The organism is Streptomyces sp. UNOC14_S4, from assembly GCF_020740835.1.
Classification (GTDB): Bacteria; Actinomycetota; Actinomycetes; order Streptomycetales; family Streptomycetaceae; genus Streptomyces.
In genome coordinates this window covers 1-17,379 of the sequence record NZ_JAINFC010000118.1, presented here as the reverse complement: position 1 = coordinate 17,379, position 17,379 = coordinate 1, and the positions used below count along the sequence as shown (strand labels likewise).

Annotated in this window: 14 protein-coding genes; 3 read left to right on the top strand and 11 right to left on the bottom strand. The window is 71.1% G+C overall.

Features of this window, described 5'->3' with window-relative positions; translation table 11 throughout:
- The 3 genes from K6I34_RS13580 to K6I34_RS13570 all read right to left on the bottom strand — a co-directional run.
- Positions 1-187: hypothetical protein (locus K6I34_RS13580; protein WP_229325703.1), on the bottom strand; the 187-nt coding region annotated here is incomplete at its 3' end.
- A 409-nt stretch (positions 188-596) separates the two neighbouring features.
- Positions 597-2,588 carry a serine/threonine-protein kinase gene (locus K6I34_RS13575; protein WP_229325701.1) on the bottom strand — a complete coding sequence of 664 codons (1,992 nt, stop codon included), beginning with the start codon at positions 2,586-2,588 and terminating at the stop codon, positions 597-599.
- Positions 2,589-2,978: 390 nt separating this feature from the next.
- Complete coding sequence (locus K6I34_RS13570) at positions 2,979-4,685, bottom strand: FAD-dependent oxidoreductase (RefSeq protein ID WP_229325699.1); 1,707 nt, start codon at positions 4,683-4,685, stop codon at positions 2,979-2,981.
- Positions 4,686-5,007: 322 nt separating this feature from the next.
- Here K6I34_RS13570 and K6I34_RS13565 point away from each other — a divergent pair, with 322 nt between their 5' ends.
- On the top strand, positions 5,008-6,300 hold the full coding sequence (locus K6I34_RS13565) for a nucleotide sugar dehydrogenase (RefSeq protein ID WP_229325697.1): 1,293 nt from the start codon (positions 5,008-5,010) through the stop codon (positions 6,298-6,300).
- A 45-nt stretch (positions 6,301-6,345) separates the two neighbouring features.
- Here K6I34_RS13565 and K6I34_RS13560 read toward each other — a convergent pair whose 3' ends face one another.
- The 5 genes from K6I34_RS13560 to K6I34_RS13540 form a co-directional block, all read right to left on the bottom strand.
- Positions 6,346-7,500, bottom strand: coding sequence for a rod shape-determining protein (locus K6I34_RS13560; RefSeq protein ID WP_229325695.1), 1,155 nt, complete (start codon positions 7,498-7,500; stop codon positions 6,346-6,348).
- 143 nt (positions 7,501-7,643) lie between these two features.
- Positions 7,644-8,771 carry a GuaB3 family IMP dehydrogenase-related protein gene (locus K6I34_RS13555; protein ID WP_121802037.1) on the bottom strand — a complete coding sequence of 376 codons (1,128 nt, stop codon included), beginning with the start codon at positions 8,769-8,771 and terminating at the stop codon, positions 7,644-7,646.
- 183 nt (positions 8,772-8,954) lie between these two features.
- A complete protein-coding gene (guaB, locus tag K6I34_RS13550; RefSeq protein WP_229325693.1) occupies positions 8,955-10,457 on the bottom strand; it encodes an IMP dehydrogenase in 1,503 nt (500 codons plus the stop codon).
- 189 nt (positions 10,458-10,646) lie between these two features.
- Positions 10,647-11,249: a sigma-70 family RNA polymerase sigma factor gene (locus K6I34_RS13545; RefSeq protein ID WP_121802035.1), complete on the bottom strand. Its 603-nt coding sequence runs from the start codon at positions 11,247-11,249 to the stop codon at positions 10,647-10,649.
- Positions 11,250-11,643: 394 nt separating this feature from the next.
- Positions 11,644-12,255, bottom strand: a complete 612-nt coding sequence (locus K6I34_RS13540; protein ID WP_003948568.1) for a response regulator transcription factor — start codon at positions 12,253-12,255, stop codon at positions 11,644-11,646.
- A 367-nt stretch (positions 12,256-12,622) separates the two neighbouring features.
- Between K6I34_RS13540 and K6I34_RS13535 the strand changes: the two genes are divergently transcribed.
- Positions 12,623-12,928 (top strand): WhiB family transcriptional regulator, encoded by a 306-nt coding sequence (locus K6I34_RS13535; protein WP_121802034.1) that lies wholly within the window; start codon positions 12,623-12,625, stop codon positions 12,926-12,928.
- Between the two features lie 123 nt (positions 12,929-13,051).
- Here the strand turns inward: K6I34_RS13535 and K6I34_RS13530 are convergent, their stop codons facing one another.
- Positions 13,052-13,972 (bottom strand): LysR family transcriptional regulator, encoded by a 921-nt coding sequence (locus K6I34_RS13530; RefSeq protein WP_229325691.1) that lies wholly within the window; start codon positions 13,970-13,972, stop codon positions 13,052-13,054.
- Positions 13,973-14,104: 132 nt separating this feature from the next.
- On the opposite strand from K6I34_RS13530, the gene K6I34_RS13525 reads away from it, so the two are divergent.
- Complete coding sequence (locus tag K6I34_RS13525) at positions 14,105-14,878, top strand: SDR family oxidoreductase (protein ID WP_229325689.1); 774 nt, start codon at positions 14,105-14,107, stop codon at positions 14,876-14,878.
- 118 nt (positions 14,879-14,996) lie between these two features.
- On the opposite strand, the gene groL is transcribed toward K6I34_RS13525, so the two are convergent.
- Positions 14,997-16,619: a chaperonin GroEL gene (groL, locus tag K6I34_RS13520; protein WP_229325687.1), complete on the bottom strand. Its 1,623-nt coding sequence runs from the start codon at positions 16,617-16,619 to the stop codon at positions 14,997-14,999.
- A gap of 130 nt (positions 16,620-16,749) precedes the next feature.
- On the bottom strand, positions 16,750-17,058 hold the full coding sequence (groES, locus tag K6I34_RS13515) for a co-chaperone GroES (protein WP_004955293.1): 309 nt from the start codon (positions 17,056-17,058) through the stop codon (positions 16,750-16,752).
- Positions 17,059-17,379: the final 321 nt, after the last annotated feature.

Below are 17,379 nucleotides of genomic sequence, written 5' to 3'. Positions count from 1 at the left end.
CGCCCGTACCCACTCCCCCGCCGACCACCTCGGCGTCGACGACCTCGGGCAGCGGGATCTGCCGGACGAAGACCTCCTGCCCGCTGTACGTGTCGAAGGCGCGCGTCTCGACGAGCTCGAAGACGTCGGACGGCGGGAGCGGCAGCCGATAGCGGTCGGCGAGCACCCGTCCCGCGTAATCGTCCACGACGCCTCCCCACGCGTGTGATCCGCCCTATCCGGTCCACCCGGTCACTCGGTCACTCGGTCACTCGGTCCACCGGTCGATCCACCACCCCGGTGCGCCGTGCCTGTGGTCGCCCCACCCCGATGGCCGTCCCACTGACCGTCAACACCGGTCATTCCGCTGCCTATTGCGGTTGCGTACCGTCCACGACAACTCACGATACGTGCCGAAGGCGCCCCTTCGGGCGCGTACGGCTCAGTACGTCGCTCCGTCCGTGGCCAGTCCAGTCACATCAGCCAGACGAGTGGGCCGTTCCCTCTGGAGCCACGCCGCGGCGGCCACTCGCAGCGGCCGCGCGCAGCGGCCGCGCGCAGCGGCATTGCGCAGCGACATTGCCCAGCAGCCTCGCACAGCAGTGTCCGATTTCGCGTCAGTCCTCGGGCGTGAAGGTACGGAACGCCGTATCGCGGAGCGACCGGCACTCCGCCCCGTCCCAGGCCGCCTTCTCGCAGGTGATCATGATGGCGTAGCCGTGGTCGTCGTCGACCTTGAAGCCGCGGTTGAGGACCTGGACGCGCTTGCCGTCCTGGTCGCGCTCGAAGGTCCAATCGGCGACGGTCGGGTAGGCGTGCCCCCGCCAGTCGCGGACCTCCTCGACACCGAGGCCCTTGTAGTTCTTCATGCCGCGCTTGGCGCCCGCCTCGGCCTCGCGCCACGCCTTGGCGGCGTCGGCCTTCGGCTCGGGGCCGAAGTCGATCTGGAGGCGGGGGAAGCCACCGGCGGCGCTGTAGACGACACCGGAGTCGTTCCCCGCCGTGCCCGTCCTCTTCCAGCCCTTGGGCATGTCGATCTGGAACTGGTAGGCGTCGTTCTCCACACGCATGTACCCGGCCGCGCGGCTGTCCCCGCCCGGCAGCGCGCCGACGCCGGTCTGCCCGGTGGAGACGGACACGGCGGTGTTCTTGAAGTCCTTGGCGCTCTTGACGCCCTTGCCCTCGTTGCCCTTGTCGCCGCCCAGCGTGAACGCGAGCACCGTCCCGATGACGGCGAGCACCACGACGACCGCCACGATGACCAGGGTGCGGCGCGGTACGACCTCCATGACCGAGGCCTTCTCCCACTGCACCCGCTGGAAGCCGCCGCCCGCGCCGGCCGGGCCACTCCCCGTGCCGGTGTTCGCCGTGCCGCCACCGTTCCCCGTGGCGGCGCCGCCCGCGACGACGGGCCGCGCGCCGGCGGCCGACGACGGCTTGCCGTCCGCTCCCGACACTCCGGCCCGCTTCGCCAAGGGGTCCACCAGAGGCTTCACCGACGGCTTCGACGAAGACGAAGCAGGCGCCCCGGAGGCCCCGGACGCCCGAGACGACCCAGGCGATCCGGACGACGAAGACGGTCCGGACGACAAGGACGACGCAGACGACCCGGACGGCGAGGACGACGAGGACGACGTCCGGGCAGCCTTCGCCCCGCCGCCCTTCCGCTCGGGTCTCGACGCGGCCTTCGGCTCCGGGATGTCCTGGATGGCGATCGCCTGCGTCGTCTCCAGCTCGGCCTCGACGAGCTGCGGGGCCAGCCGCTCGTCCGGAGCGTTGATGGCACCGTTCAGCAGCGCCCGCGCGCCCGCCTCGTCGAGCCGCTTCTCCGGGTCCTTGGCCAGCAGCCCGTACATGACCTCCGCCAGCGGGCCCGCGTTCTTCGGCGGGCCGAGCGGCTCGGTCATCACGGCGGTGAGGGTCGCTATGGCCGACCCCTTGTCGTACGGCGGTGCGCCCTCGACGGCCGCGTACAGCAGACCGCCCAGGGACCACAGGTCCGCGGGCGGGCCGGGCTTCTGGCCGCGGGCGCGCTCAGGGGATATGTACGAGGGCGCGCCGACGAGCATTCCCGTCGAGGTGACCGACGGGTCGCCCTCGACCTGGGCGATGCCGAAGTCGGTGAGGACCACCCGGCCCTCGTCCGCGATGAGCACGTTGGACGGCTTCACGTCGCGGTGCAGGATGCCCTGGCGGTGCGCGGCGCCCAGCACGTCGAGGACGGCCAGGCCGACCTCCGCGGCACGGCGCCAGCGCAGCGGCCCGTCCTCGCGGATGACGTCGGCGAGCGAGCGGCCCTCGATCAGCTCCATGACGATCCACGGCCGGTCGTCCTCGTGCACGACGTCGTAGACGGTGACCGCGCCGGCGCTGCGGATGCGGGCGATGGCCTTCGCCTCGCGCAGCGTGCGCGTGATGAGGCGGCGCTTCTCGTCCTCGTCGATGTTCGCGGGGAACCGCAGTTCCTTGACCGCGACCACGCGGCCGAGCGTCTCGTCGGTCGCGCGCCAGACCGTGCCCATGCCACCGCGCCCCAGGACGTCCCCGAGGCGGTACCGCCCGGCCAGGAGGCGCCCTGCCGTGCCCTGCGTCTGCTCCGCCTCCGACATGCGTCCCCTCTGGCAATCAGCTCTGCGACCAACCCACCCTGGCAGAGCCACCATTGTCTCTCATCCGCGGACCTGTGGAAGGCCAGGGTCCGCAGGCCTTCCGATGATGGCCGCAAGCCGCCGCCCGCTCTTCAGTTAAGGGACCTGGTTTCGGCCGCACCGGTTCCGCCTGCGGCGAGCTGTCACGGGATGCTCACAGCTGGCCTGTTCATGGCATGTATGTACGGTTCGTCAGACGACGCCCCCTCAATTCGCCCCCATTTGACGCGATCCTTACACCCGGCGGCGTACCGTGAATGCAGTCTGTGCACCTTTTGCCCGAGCAGCCCGCCTTACTGCCGTACGCCCCGAATAGGAGCTCCGTACGCCCCAGATGGGCTGGACCACGCCCTAGATGGGCTGGACGTCCGGGGCGCCCAGCCGTGCCGCGTCCGCCGTCTGGTCGTCGGGCTGGAGCTGCGACTCGCGCTCCGCCTCCACCCGCTTCTCGTAGTGCTCGACCTCCTTGCCGACCTGGACGGCGTCCCAGCCCAGCACGGGCGCCATCAGCTCCGCGGCCTCGCGGGCGCAGCGGGTGCCGCGGTCGAAGGTCTCGATCGAGATGCGGGTGCGCCGGGTCAGCACGTCGTCCAGGTGCCGCGCCCCCTCGTGCGAGGCGGCGTAGACGACCTCGGCACGCAGGTAGTCCTCGGCGCCGGTGAGCGGGTCGGCCAGGACCGGGTCCGTGGCGATGAGGTCCAGCACCTCGTCCGCCATCGAGCCGTAGCGGTTGAGCAGGTGCTCGACGCGCGCCACGTGCAGCCCGGCGCGGGCGGCGATGCGGGCCCGGCCGTTCCACAGCGCGTGGTAGCCCTCCGCGCCCACCAGCGGTACGTCCTCGGTGACGCAGTCGGCGACCTTCTGCGACAGGCCGTGCACCGCCTCGTCCACCGCGTCCTTGGCCATCACCCGGTACGTCGTGTACTTGCCGCCCGCCACGACCACCAGGCCCGGCACCGGGTGGGCCACGGTGTGCTCGCGGGAGAGCTTGCTCGTCGCGTCCGACTCCCCCGCCAGCAGCGGGCGCAGCCCGGCGTACACGCCCTGGACGTCGTCCCTGGTCAGCGGCACGGACAGGACCGAGTTCACATGTTCGAGCAGGTAGTCGATGTCGGCGCTCGACGCGGCCGGGTGCGCCTTGTCCAGGTCCCAGTCGGTGTCCGTCGTGCCGATGATCCAGTGCCTGCCCCACGGGATGACGAAGAGCACGCTCTTCTCCGTGCGCAGGATGAGCCCGGTGGTGGAGTGGACGCGGTCCTTCGGCACGACCAGGTGGATGCCCTTGGACGCCCGGACGTGGAACTGGCCCCGCTCGGCGATCAGCTTCTGGGTGTCGTCGGTCCACACCCCGGTGGCGTTGACGATCTGCCGGGCGCGGATCTCGAACTCGCCGCCCTGCTCCACGTCACGCACCCGGGCGCCGACCACCCGCTCGCCCTCCCGCAGGAAGCCCACCACGCGCGCCCGGTTGGCGACGTCCGCGCCGTACGCCGCGGCGGTCCGTACGAGGGTGGTGACGTAGCGCGCGTCATCCATCTGGGCGTCGTAGTACTGCAGGGCCCCGACCAGCGCGTCCTTCCGCAGGCACGGCGCGACCCGCAGGGCCTGCGTACGAGTGAGGTGGCGGTGCACGGGCAGCCCGCGCCCGTGGCCCGACGAGACGGACATGGCGTCGTACAGGGCCACGCCCGACCCGGCGTAGAACCGCTCCCAGCCCCGGTGCTGGAGGGGATAGAGGAACGGCACGGGCTTCACCAGGTGCGGCGCCAGGCGCCCCAGCAGCAGCCCGCGCTCCTTGAGTGCCTCCCGTACGAGCGCGAAGTCGAGCATCTCCAGATAGCGCAGCCCGCCATGGATCAGCTTGCTGGACCGGCTGGAGGTGCCCGCCGCCCAGTCCCGCGCCTCGACGAGCCCCGTCGCGAGCCCGCGGGTGGCCGCGTCGAGCGCGGTGCCCGCGCCGACCACGCCGCCGCCGACCACAAGGATGTCCAGTTCCCGCTCCGCCATCCGGGCGAGCGCCTCGCCGCGCTCGACCGGCCCGAGTGTCGCCGTCCTCACCGCTGCCTCCCGCTGGCTTCCGCCGGCTAGCCGCCGTACGCACCACCCGTGTGGCGCGGGCGCACGCTCCCTTTCGATGCTGCCCCAGATCCGTCGCTTCGGCCGCACGGAGGCGCATCGGATGCACATCGGAGGCACATCGGAGGCGCGCCGGAAGGGCCACCGGGAGACGCGGCCGGAAGACGCCACAACGCACCACGGTGCGGCAATCCCGAATAACAGTCATATATCCGCTTAACCTGATGTACCCCGTCTGCACCCCGTCCAGGGGCCGCCCCAGGTGCGACCCCAGGTGCGGCCCTCCGGGAAGGACCGCCTCGCCATGCCCGCAGATCTCGCCGTCATCGGACTGGGCCATCTGGGCCTCCCGCTCGCCCGCGCCGCCACCGCGGCGGGCATCGCCACCGTCGGCTACGACCCCGACCCGCACACCGTCGCCGAGCTCGCGGCGGGACGGCTGCCCTCGGAGGGCGGCGACGCCTCCCTCACCGCCGCGGACGTCCGCCGGATGCTCGCCGCCGGCTTCCGGCCCACGACCGACGACGCCGAGCTCGGCAGGGTGCGCACCGCCGTGATCTGCGCCCCCACCCGGCCGGGCGAGGACGGCGCGCTGGACATGACCCCCGTCGGCGACGCGGCCCGCACCCTCGCGGCCCGGCTGCGCCCGCACACCACGGTGCTCGTCGAATCCGCCGTCTACCCGGGAACCACCGAGGAATATCTGCGCCCGCTCCTGGAGGCGGGCTCCGGGCTGCGCGCCGGACGCGACTTCCACCTCGCCTACTCCCCCAGCCGGATCGACCCAGGCCACCCCGGCAACCGCAGTCACGGCTACGCCACCATCCCCAAGGTCCTCGGCGGCCTCACCTCCGCCTGCACGGAGGCCGCCGCCGCCTTCTACGGACGGCTCTGCGAGAAGGTCGTCCGCGCCCGGGGGCCGCGCGAGGCCGAGGCGGTACGGGTCCTGGAGGCCAACTACCGGCACGTCAACATCGCACTCGCGAACGAGATGGCCGTCTTCTGCCACGACATCGGCGTCGACATCTGGGACGTCGTGCGCTGCGCGGAGACCAAACCGTTCGGCTTCCAGGCGTTCCGCCCGGGCCCCGGTGTCGGCGGCCACGGCCGGCCCGTCGACCCCAACTACCTGCCCGAGTGCCTCGGCTACCGCGGCCGCAGCCTCGGCTACCCGCTGCGCATGGTCGAACTCGCGCAGGAGGTCAACGGACGGATGCCGCGCTATGTGACCCAGCGCTGCGCCACCCTGCTGAACGAACACGGCAAGTCGGCGCGCGGCGCCCGGGTGCTGCTGCTGGGCGTCACCTACAAGGCGGACACCGGTGACCAGGAGGGCGCGCCCGCCCGCGAGATCGCCTCCCGGCTGATGGAACTGGGCGCGCAGCTCAGCTACCACGACCCGTACGTGCCGCAGTGGCGCGTACTGGAGCGCCCGGTGCCGCGGGCCGACTGCCTCTACGAGGCGGCGGCCGAAGCGGACCTGACGGTGCTGCTCCAGCACCACCGCACGTACGACCTCCAGGGGCTCGCCGTGAAGGCGCAGCTCCTGCTGGACACCCGCGGGGCGACACCGGCGGGCACGGCGCACCGCCTGTGAACAAAGGGGCCCGGGGGCGAGGCGGAGGCCCCCGGGAAACCCCGCCTACAGCCGGCCCGAGCCCAGGAGCCGCCCCGCAGGGGTGTCGAGCAGCGTCTTGAGCGCGGCGAAGTCCTCGACGCACCGCCCCGTGCCCACGGCGACGCAGTCCAGCGGGTCGTCGGCGACGAGGACCGGGATGTCGAGCTCCTTGCTCAGCCGCACGTCCAGGCCGCGCAGCAGCGCGCCGCCGCCCGTGAGGACGACGCCGCGGTCCATGATGTCGCCCGCGAGCTCCGGCGGCGTCTCGTCCAGCGTCTGCCGCACCGCCATGACGATGGCGTCGACGGGCTCGGTGAGCGCGTGCCGGATCTCGTCGGCCGTCAGCTCCAGCGTCTTCGGCAGACCGCTGACCTGGTCGCGACCGCGAATGGTGAAGCGGTCCGGCGGCAGCAGGCCCTGGGTCTCCTCGGGGTCGCCGCCCACGTCCTCCAGGCCGTCGTTCTTCTCGATCTGGCGGGCGAGCGCGGAGAGCCCGGCGGCGTTCCAGGAAGCGGTCGGCGAGGCCGAGCCGATGCTCATCTTGATTTCCTCGGCGGTGCGTTCACCGATCGCGAGGGCGTATGTCTTCTTGACGTACGACGTGATCGCCACGTCCATCGCGTCGCCCGCCGTACGGACGGAGCGCGCGGTGACGATGCCGCCCAGGGAGATCACGGCGACCTCGGTGGTGCCGCCGCCGATGTCGACGACCATGCAGCCGGTGGGCTCGCTGACCGGCAGCCCCGCGCCGATCGCCGCCGCCATCGGCTCCTCCACCAGGTGCACCTGGCGGGCCCCGGCCCGCGACGCGGCCTCGATGACCGCGCGCCGCTCGACACCGGTGATGCCGGACGGGACGCACACCACGACGCGCGGGCGGGTGAACAGGCGGTTGCCCAGCACCTTCTTGATGAAGTGCCGCATCATCCGCTCGGCTATCTCGAAGTCGGCTATGACGCCGTCGCGCAGCGGGCGGACCGCGACGATGTTCGAAGGGGTGCGGCCGATGGTCTCCTTGGCCTCGTGACCGACCGACAGCACGCTGCCGTCCTCGGCGTTGACGGCGACGACTGATGGCTCGTTGAGCACCACTCCCTTCCCCCGCACGTACACCAGCGTGTTCGCCGTGCCGAGGTCGATCCCCATGTCCCTGCCGCTGAACGACTTGCTTTGCGCCATAAGTCGCCAGTATTCCCTATGGCCGAACCTTTATACGGAACTAACGGAGTTGAGGTGGGGACGGAGGCGGCAACGCGACGGGAACGGACAAGGGCCCGGACCGCCGAGCGGTCCGGGCCCTTGTCCTGCGTACGCCAGGGTGATCAGCGCTTGTGGCTCTCCGACGGCGCGACCGTCACCTCGACGCGCTGGAACTCCTTGAGCTCGCTGTAGCCCGTGGTGGCCATCGCGCGGCGCAGGGCGCCGAACATGTTCATCGAGCCGTCCGGGGTGTGCGAGGGACCGGTGAGGATCTCCTCGGTGGTGCCCACGGTGCCCAGGTTCATGCGCTTGCCGCGCGGCACGTCCTCGTGGACGGCCTCCATGCCCCAGTGGAAGCCACGGCCCGGGGCGTCGGTGGCGCGGGCCAGCGGGGAGCCCATCATCACGGCGTCGGCACCGCAGGCGATGGCCTTCGGCAGGTCGCCGGACCAGCCCACGCCGCCGTCGGCGATGACGTGGACGTAGCGGCCGCCGGACTCGTCCATGTAGTCCCGGCGGGCGGCGGCCACGTCGGCGACCGCGGTCGCCATCGGGACCTGGATGCCCAGCACGTTGCGGGTGGTGTGGGCGGCGCCGCCGCCGAAGCCGACGAGGACACCGGCCGCGCCCGTGCGCATCAGGTGGAGGGCGGCGGTGTAGGTGGCGCAGCCACCGACGATCACCGGCACGTCGAGCTCGTAGATGAACTGCTTCAGGTTCAGCGGCTCGGCGGCGCCGGAGACGTGCTCGGCGGAGACGGTCGTACCGCGGATCACGAAGATGTCCACGCCCGCGTCGACGACGGCCTTGGAGAACTGCGCGGTGCGCTGCGGGGAGAGCGCGGCGGCGGTCACGACACCGGAGTCGCGGACCTCCTTGATGCGCTGCCCGATCAGCTCCTCCTTGATCGGAGCGGAGTAGATCTCCTGGAGGCGGCGGGTCGCGGCGGTCTCGTCCAGCTCGGCGATCTCGGCGAGCAGCGGCTCCGGGTCCTCGTAGCGGGTCCACAGGCCCTCGAGGTTGAGCACGCCGAGGCCGCCCAGCTCGCCGATGCGGATGGCGGTCTCGGGGGAGACCACCGAGTCCATGGGGGCGGCCAGGAACGGCAGCTCGAAGCGGTAGGCGTCGATCTGCCAGGCGATCGAGACCTCCTTCGGGTCGCGGGTACGGCGACTCGGGACGACGGCGATGTCGTCGAATGCGTACGCCCGGCGGCCGCGCTTGCCGCGCCCGATCTCGATCTCAGTCACGTTGTGGCCTTTCCTTCTACGTCTGCCGCATCCAGTATCCCCGACGCGACGGAGCCCGCGGCCTGAGCGGCCACGGGCTCTTTGAAACGCGAACTACTACCGACGGGAGTAGTTCGGCGCCTCCACCGTCATCTGACTGCATCTCCCGGGGGCAACCCCCGGACCCCTAGCCGGGCGGCGGGGCTAGCGGCGCGAATAGTTCGGCGCCTCCACCGTCATCTGGATGTCGTGCGGGTGGCTCTCCTTGAGGCCCGCGGACGTGATGCGGACGAAGGTGCCCTTGTCCTTGAGCTCCTGGACGTTCGCCGAGCCGACGTAGCCCATGGAGGCGCGCAGGCCGCCGATGAGCTGGTGGGCGACCGAGGCCAGCGGGCCGCGGTAGGGCACCTGGCCCTCGATGCCCTCGGGGACGAGCTTGTCCTCGGAGAGGACGTTGTCCTGGAAGTAGCGGTCCTTCGAGAACGAGCGGGCCTGGCCGCGCGACTGCATCGCGCCCAGCGAGCCCATGCCGCGGTACGACTTGAACTGCTTGCCGTTGATGAAGACCATCTCGCCCGGCGACTCCTCGCAGCCCGCGAGCAGCGAGCCGAGCATCACCGTGTCCGCGCCCGCGGCGATCGCCTTGGCGATGTCGCCCGAGTACTGCAGACCGCCGTCACCGATCAGCGGCACACCCGCCGCGTGACAGGCCTGCGCGGCCTCGTAGATCGCGGTGACCTGCGGCACGCCGATGCCCGCGACCACGCGGGTGGTGCAGATGGAGCCCGGGCCGACACCGACCTTGACGCCGTCGACGCCCGCGTCGATCAGCGCCCGGGCGCCGTCGCGGGTGGCGACGTTGCCGCCGACGACATCGACGTTGATGTTGGACTTCACCTTGGCGATCATGTCGAGGATGCCGCGGCTGTGGCCGTGGGCGCTGTCCACGACCAGGAAGTCGGCACCGGCCTCGACGAGCGCCTGGGCGCGGTCGTACGCCTCGTCGCCGACGCCCACCGCGGCACCGACGATCAGGCGGCCCTCGGCGTCCTTGGCGGCGTGGGGGTACTGCTCGGCCTTGACGAAGTCCTTGACCGTGATGAGGCCCTTGAGGACACCGGCGTCGTCGACCAGCGGCAGCTTCTCGATCTTGTGGCGGCGGAGCAGCTCCATGGCGTCCTCGCCGGAGATCCCGACCTTGCCCGTGACCAGCGGCATCGGGGTCATGACCTCGCGCACCTGGCGGCTGCGGTCCAGCTCGAAGGCCATGTCGCGGTTGGTGACGATGCCGAGCAGCTTGCCCGCGGCGTCGGTCACCGGCACACCGCTGATGCGGAACTTGGCGCACAGCGCGTCGGCCTCGACGAGCGTGGCGTCCGGGCGGACCGTGATCGGGTCGGTGACCATGCCGGACTCGGAGCGCTTGACGAGGTCGACCTGGTTGGCCTGGTCCTCGATGGAGAGGTTGCGGTGCAGCACGCCCGCACCACCCTGGCGGGCCATGGCGATGGCCATGCGCGCCTCGGTCACCTTGTCCATCGCGGCGGACAGCAGCGGGATGTTCACCCGGACGTTGCGCGAGACACGGGAAGAGGTGTCCACCGCGTTCGGCAGAACCTCCGAAGCGCCCGGCAGCAGCAGGACGTCGTCGTATGTCAGACCGAGCATCGCGAATTTCGCGGGCATTCCGTCGACGTTGTCAGTCATGACACCTTCCCAATGGTCTTGCCTCGGCGGGGACTCCCATGCTAACGGCCGTCACAGGTGTCCCATTCCACGACAGCTGAGTCCCGCATCACTTGGACAATCGCACGAAAGGGGCCCCTCGACCCCCTCTCGGAGATCACCGGAGCCCCCTTCGCCGACCGCACGACCGACCGCACGACGACCGCACGCTCACTGCTCGGCGAGGGCCCTGAGCCGGCTGAGCGCGCGGTGCTGGGCGACCCGCACGGCACCCGGCGACATGCCGAGCATCTGGCCGGTCTCCTCCGCGGTCATGCCGATGGCGACGCGCAGCAGCAGCAGTTCGCGCTGGTTCTCCGGGAGGTTGGCCAGCAGCTTCTTGGCCCACTCCGCGTCGCTGCTGAGCAGCGCCCGTTCCTCGGGCCCCAGGGAGTCGTCGGGCTGTTCGGGCATCTCGTCGGAGGGCACGGCCGTGCTGCCCGGGTGCCGCATGGCGGCCCGCTGGAGATCGGCGACCTTGTGCGCGGCGATGGCCACCACGAACGCCTCGAACGGGCGGCCGGTGTCGCGGTAGCGCGGCAGGGCGCACAGCACCGCGAGGCAGACCTCCTGCGCCAGGTCGTCCACGAAGTGCCGGGCGTCACCCGGCAGCCGCGAGAGCCGGGTGCGGCAGTAGCGCAGCGCGAGCGGGTGCACCAGCGCGAGCAGGTCGTGTGTGGCCCGCCGGTCCCCCTCGACAGCGAGGGCCACGAGTGCGCCGATCTCCCCGGGGGCGGCAGCCGCAGGAGACCCCGTCGTGTCGTCGTCGCGCATCGGTCCATGGTGCCTCGACGCCAAGCGATCCACGGCACCGCCTTCATAGTCGTGCATCGAACCGTTACGCGTAGGTGTCCTCGTACTCACGTCTAGCGTCTCCCCCTTCCGGGTATACCCGCCCCCGCCCGCTCGACTCCACCGATAGCTTGTGCCGGTACCACCGGTCACGGGACGGGGCTCGTCCGTCATGGGGTCATCGCCGGCCGAGCGAGGAGCATCGGCCTCCGGCCGGGGAGGGGTCACACTCCAAGGATGCGGCATCGCTCGGAGTTTCGGCGCTGGGCCGGGGCGCACGGAGGCCACGGCACCTCACCTACCCGGGTGGCGCGCACCGCGACCTCACGGCGCTGCGCGCCACACCCGGCTCAGCGCACCGGGGGCGGGACCCGGCTCAGCGGACCAGGCCCCAGCGGAAGCCGAGCGCCACGGCGTGCGCCCGGTCCGAGGCGCCCAACTTCTTGAACAGCCGCCGCGCGTGGGTCTTCACGGTGTCCTCGGAGAGGAACAGCTCGCGCCCGATCTCCGCGTTGGAACGGCCGTGGCTCATCCCTTCGAGCACCTGGATCTCCCGCGCGGTGAGGGTGGGCGCCGCACCCATCTCCGCCGAGCGCAGCCGCCGGGGGGCGAGCCGCCAGGTCGGGTCGGCGAGCGCCTGCGTCACGGTGGCCCGCAGCTCGGCGCGCGAGGCGTCCTTGTGCAGGTATCCGCGCGCCCCGGCGGCGACCGCGAGCGCGACGCCGTCGAGGTCCTCGGCGACCGTGAGCATGATGATGCGTGCTCCGGGGTCCGCGGAGAGCAGCCGCCGGACCGTCTCGACGCCGCCGAGTCCGGGCATGCGTACGTCCATCAGAATGAGGTCCGAACGATCGGCGCCCCAGCGGCGGAGGACTTCCTCGCCGTTGGCCGCCGTCGTCACACGCTCGACGCCGGGCACGGTCGCCACCGCACGGCGGAGCGCCTCTCGGGCAAGCGGGGAATCGTCGCAGACGAGGACGGATGTCATGGCCGTCCTCCGCAGCTGATGCGCGTCACCTTGAGCCTCCAGGCTGGTACTGATCGTCACCTGTGCGATCGACGCTCTACGGCAGGTCCGGACATCCGCCCGACTGCTTCATCCGTCAACCGCCTCCGCCCTCTCAACGACGGTCACCCGAAAGAGTTACGGGCTCGGTCGGCCACGTTCGGCACTCTACGTGAGGGCGCGGACACGGAGCAGGGCGCATTGGGGGCGCCCTTCACGGCGCACCGACTATGCCCCATTTGCCCACGCGGAGCAGTCTTTCTTCCCATTTGCCGTCGTCTATGACTAGATTCGCAATCAGTCATATTTACATCTGCTTCCATCGGCGGATCGCTCCGAGGAGACAGCAATGGCAGACTTCTCCCGCCTTCCGGGCCCCAACGCGGACCTGTGGGACTGGCAGCTCCTGGCGGCCTGCCGCGGGGTCGACAGCTCCCTGTTCTTCCACCCCGAGGGCGAGCGCGGTGCGGCGCGCAGCGCGCGCGAGACCTCGGCGAAGGAAGTGTGCATGCGGTGCCCCGTGCGGGCGGAGTGCGCGGCGCACGCGCTGGCCGTGCGTGAGCCCTACGGGGTGTGGGGCGGCCTCACGGAAGACGAACGCGAGGAACTCATGGGCCGTGCCCGCCACCGCACGATCACCCCGACGGTGGCCTAGCCGCGCCCCGTAAGGGGCGCGGGGAACTGCGCGACAAGCCCCCACCGCACCCGCAGTCGCGCACCGAGCGCAAGAGGCAGCCCAGTAGGCGCGGGGTCCGGGGCGCAGCCCCGGCGCAGGGACCTACGCCGCCGGGCGAGCCGTCGCGGTCGCCAGCTCGGAGAGCATCGCGGCAACCGCCGGCACCCGCGCGAGATCCGGCAACGTCAGCGCCACGATCTCCCGCTGCACCACCGGCTCCACCGGCACGATCACCGACCCCTTGGGCCGTACCGTCTCCAGGGCCAGCTCCGGCATCACGGCCACGCCGAGGCCCGCCCCGACCAGGCCGAACACCGCGGGGTAGTCGTCCGTCGCGAAGTCGATCCGCGGGGTGAAGCCCGCGCTCTCGCACACCTCGACCAGGTGCCTGCGGCAGCGTGGACAGCCCGCGATCCACGGTTCCCCGGCCAGTTCCGCGACGCCGATGCGCTCGGCCCCGGCCAGCCGGTGCCCCTCGGGGAGCACGCCGATGAGCCGGTCGGTGAGCAGCGGGCGTACGACCAGGTCGTCCCACTCCGCGGCGGCCGCCGGGTCCGAGCCCCGCACCTCGGGGTAGCGGAAGGCGAGCGCGATCTCGCAGTCGCCGTCGCGCAGCAGCTCCACCGAGCGCGGCGGCTCCGCCTCGACGAGGGAGATCTGGGTACCGGGGTGGGCCGCCCGCATGCGCGCCAGCGCGCCGGGCACCAGCGTGGAACTGCCGCTGGGGAAGGACACCATCCGTACGCGCCCCGCCCGCAGCCCGGCGATCGCCGCGATCTCCTCCTCGGCCGCGGTCAGCCCGGCCAGGATGCCGGAGGCGTGCCGGACCAGGGCCTCACCCGCCTGGGTGAGACGCATCTCGCGCCCGGTACGGATCAGCAGCGGGGTGCCCGTGGACTGCTCCAGGGCCTTCATCTGCTGACTGACGGCGGGCTGGGTGCACCCCAGCTCGCGCGCCGCCGCCGAGAACGAACCGGTGGTGGCGACCGCGCGCAGCACCCTCAGATGACGAGCCTCGATCATCCTTCGAGCATAAGCCCACCTTGGGGGTTGTCCAGCCTTCACCTTCACTGCTTTGGGTGAGGCTGTGACGAGGTCGCCTACCTTCGAGTGATCCTGCCCGCGCGGAACGCCACCGGGCTCTACCGTGCCGGTATGACGACTGTATTGATCACAGGAGCGACGGCCGGGATCGGCGCGGCGTTCGCCCGCAGGCTCGCGGCCGACGGCCACGACCTGGTCCTCGTCGCCCGGGACGAGGAACGCCTCTCCGCGCAGGCGACCGACCTCCACGACCGGCACAACGTGGAGGTCGAGGTGCTCCGCGCGGACCTGGCCGAGGACAAGGGCATCGAGGCCGTCGAGGCCCGGCTGCGCGACGCGGAACGCCCGGTGCATCTGCTGGTCAACAACGCGGGCTTCGGCAACAAGGGCGCGTACCTGGAAGTCCCGATGGCCGACGAACTGCGGATGCTCAAGGTGCACTGCGAGGCGGTGCTGCGGCTGACCTCGGCGGCGGCGGAGGGGATGCGGGAGCGCCGCCGGGGCGCGGTCGTCAACGTCGCGTCGGTGGCCGCGTTCACCCCGCGCGGCACGTACGGGGCGAGCAAGTCGTGGGTCGTGCAGTTCACCCAGGGCGTCGCGCGGGACCTGGCCGGTTCGGGCGTGCGGCTGATGGCCCTGTGCCCCGGCTTCGTCCGTACGGAGTTCCACCAGCGCGCGGGCATGGGCACGGACAACGTCCCCGCCTGGCTCTGGCTGGACGCGGACAAGGTGGTCGCGGCGGCGCTGCGCGACCTGGCGCACGGCAAGACGCTCTCCGTGCCGGACCCCCGCTACAAGGCGCTCACGGGACTCATGCGGATCGCCCCGCGCCGCGCGGTGAGCCGGGCCTCGTCCACGACGGGCCGCAAGTACGGACCGAAGTAGCCGCATACAGAAACGGCGTACAGAAAAGGCGAAGGCCCGGCGCCCCCGAAGGGGTGCCGGGCCTTCCGCTCACTCGGCGATCAGCTCGCCGGAGAAGCCTCGGTGAATCTCAGTGGCCTCAGTGGGCGTGGCCGTGGCCGTGACCGGCCTCGGCGGGCTCCTCTTCCTTCTTCTCGACGACCAGGGTCTCGGTCGTGAGCAGCAGGGAGGCGATGGAGGCGGCGTTCTCCAGGGCGGAGCGGGTGACCTTGACCGGGTCGATGACGCCGGCCTTCACCAGGTCGCCGTACTCGCCGGTGGCGGCGTTGAAGCCCTGGCCCTTGTCGAGCTCGGCCACCTTGGAGGTGATGACGTAGCCCTCGAGGCCGGCGTTCTCGGCGATCCAGCGCAGCGGCTCGACGACGGCGCGGCGGACGACGGCGACACCGGTGGCCTCGTCGCCCTCCTTGCCCAGGCCGCCCTCCAGCACCTTGGCGGCGTGGACGAGAGCGGAGCCACCACCGGAGACGATGCCCTCCTCGACCGCGGCGCGGGTCGCGGAGATGGCGTCCTCCAGACGGTGCTTCTTCTCCTTGAGCTCGACCTCGGTGGCCGCACCCACGCGGATGACGCAGACGCCACCGGCGAGCTTGGCGAGGCGCTCCTGGAGCTTCTCGCGGTCCCAGTCGGAGTCCGTGGACTCGATCTCGGCCTTGATCTGGGCGACGCGGCCCTCGACGTCGGCGTGGTTGCCGCCGCCGTCGACGATGGTGGTGTCGTCCTTGGTGATCGTCACGCGGCGGGCGGTGCCCAGCACGTCCAGACCGGCCTGGTCGAGCTTGAGGCCGACCTCCTCGGCGATGACGGTGGCACCGGTGAGGGTGGCCATGTCGCCGAGCATCGCCTTGCGGCGGTCACCGAAGCCGGGCGCCTTGACGGCGACGGCGTTGAAGGTGCCACGGATCTTGTTGACGACCAGGGTCGACAGGGCCTCGCCCTCGACGTCCTCGGCGATGATCAGCAGCGGCTTGGAGCCACCGGCCTGGATGACCTTCTCCAGCAGCGGCAGCAGGTCCTGGATCGAGGAGATCTTGCCCTGGTGGATCAGGATGTACGGGTCGTCGAGGACGGCCTCCATACGCTCCTGGTCGGTGACCATGTAGGGCGACAGGTAACCCTTGTCGAAGGCCATGCCCTCGGTGAAGTCCAGCTCCAGGCCGAAGGTGTTGGACTCCTCGACGGTGATGACACCGTCCTTGCCGACCTTGTCCATCGCCTCGGCGATGAGCTCGCCGACCTGCTGGTCCTGGGCGGACAGCGCGGCCACGGCGGCGATGTCCTTCTTGTCCTCGATCGGACGGGCGGTGGCGAGAAGGTCCTCGGAGACGGCCTTGACGGCGGCGTCGATGCCCTTCTTCAGGGAGGCCGGGGAGGCACCGGCGGCGACGTTGCGCAGACCCTCGCGGACCAGCGCCTGCGCCAGCACGGTGGCGGTGGTGGTGCCGTCACCCGCGATGTCGTTGGTCTTGGTCGCCACCTCCTTGACGAGCTGGGCGCCCAGGTTCTCGTACGGGTCCTCGAGCTCGACCTCGCGGGCGATGGTGACGCCGTCGTTGGTGATGGTCGGGGCACCGAACTTCTTGTCGATGACGACGTTGCGGCCCTTGGGGCCGATCGTCACCTTCACCGTGTCGGCCAGCTTGTTGACGCCGCGCTCGAGGGCGCGACGGGCGTCCTCGTCGAACTTCAGGATCTTCGCCATGGTTGCTTCAAGTCCTCTCGTTGCGATCCCCGGCCACGCAGCGGTGGCCGCCGTCGCTCAAAACGAACTGCGCCCCGGGCGCCCGGCAGATGGACGGGTACCAGGGGCGCAGATCAAAAACTGGGGTGAATTACTTCTCGATGATCGCGAGCACGTCGCGAGCCGAGAGGACGAGGTACTCGTCGCCGTTGTACTTCACCTCGGTGCCGCCGTACTTGCTGTAGAGCACGACGTCACCGACCTTGACGTCGAGCGGCAGGCGCTCGCCGTTCTCGAAGCGGCCCGGGCCCACGGCCAGGACAGCGCCCTCCTGGGGCTTCTCCTTGGCGGTGTCCGGGATGACCAGGCCGGAGGCCGTGGTCTGCTCGGCGTCGAGCGGCTGGACCACGATGCGGTCCTCAAGCGGCTTGATGGCAACCTTGGAGCTGGCGGTCGTCACGATCCGACCTCCCCCTTCGGAGATCTCACGGGGTTAACTGTCTCAGGTGGCGACCAGATAGATCCGTCGTCGCGGGTGCCGGATCTGCCCGTCGCTGTGTTTGGCACTCCCAGGTAGAGAGTGCCAACGGAGCCGAGACTATGACGCGGTTAGCACTCGGTCAAGCGGAGTGCCAATTCGCCTTGCGGCGAGCCTTTGGCTACCCCACGTCGGGGCGCCGTACTCCTGCCCCTCCCGGGGGCTCCACCCCCGGGCCCCCAGGTGGGCTGTGGGGGAAGTTTTCCGGGGCTGCGCCCCGGAAAACTTCCCCCACAGCCCACC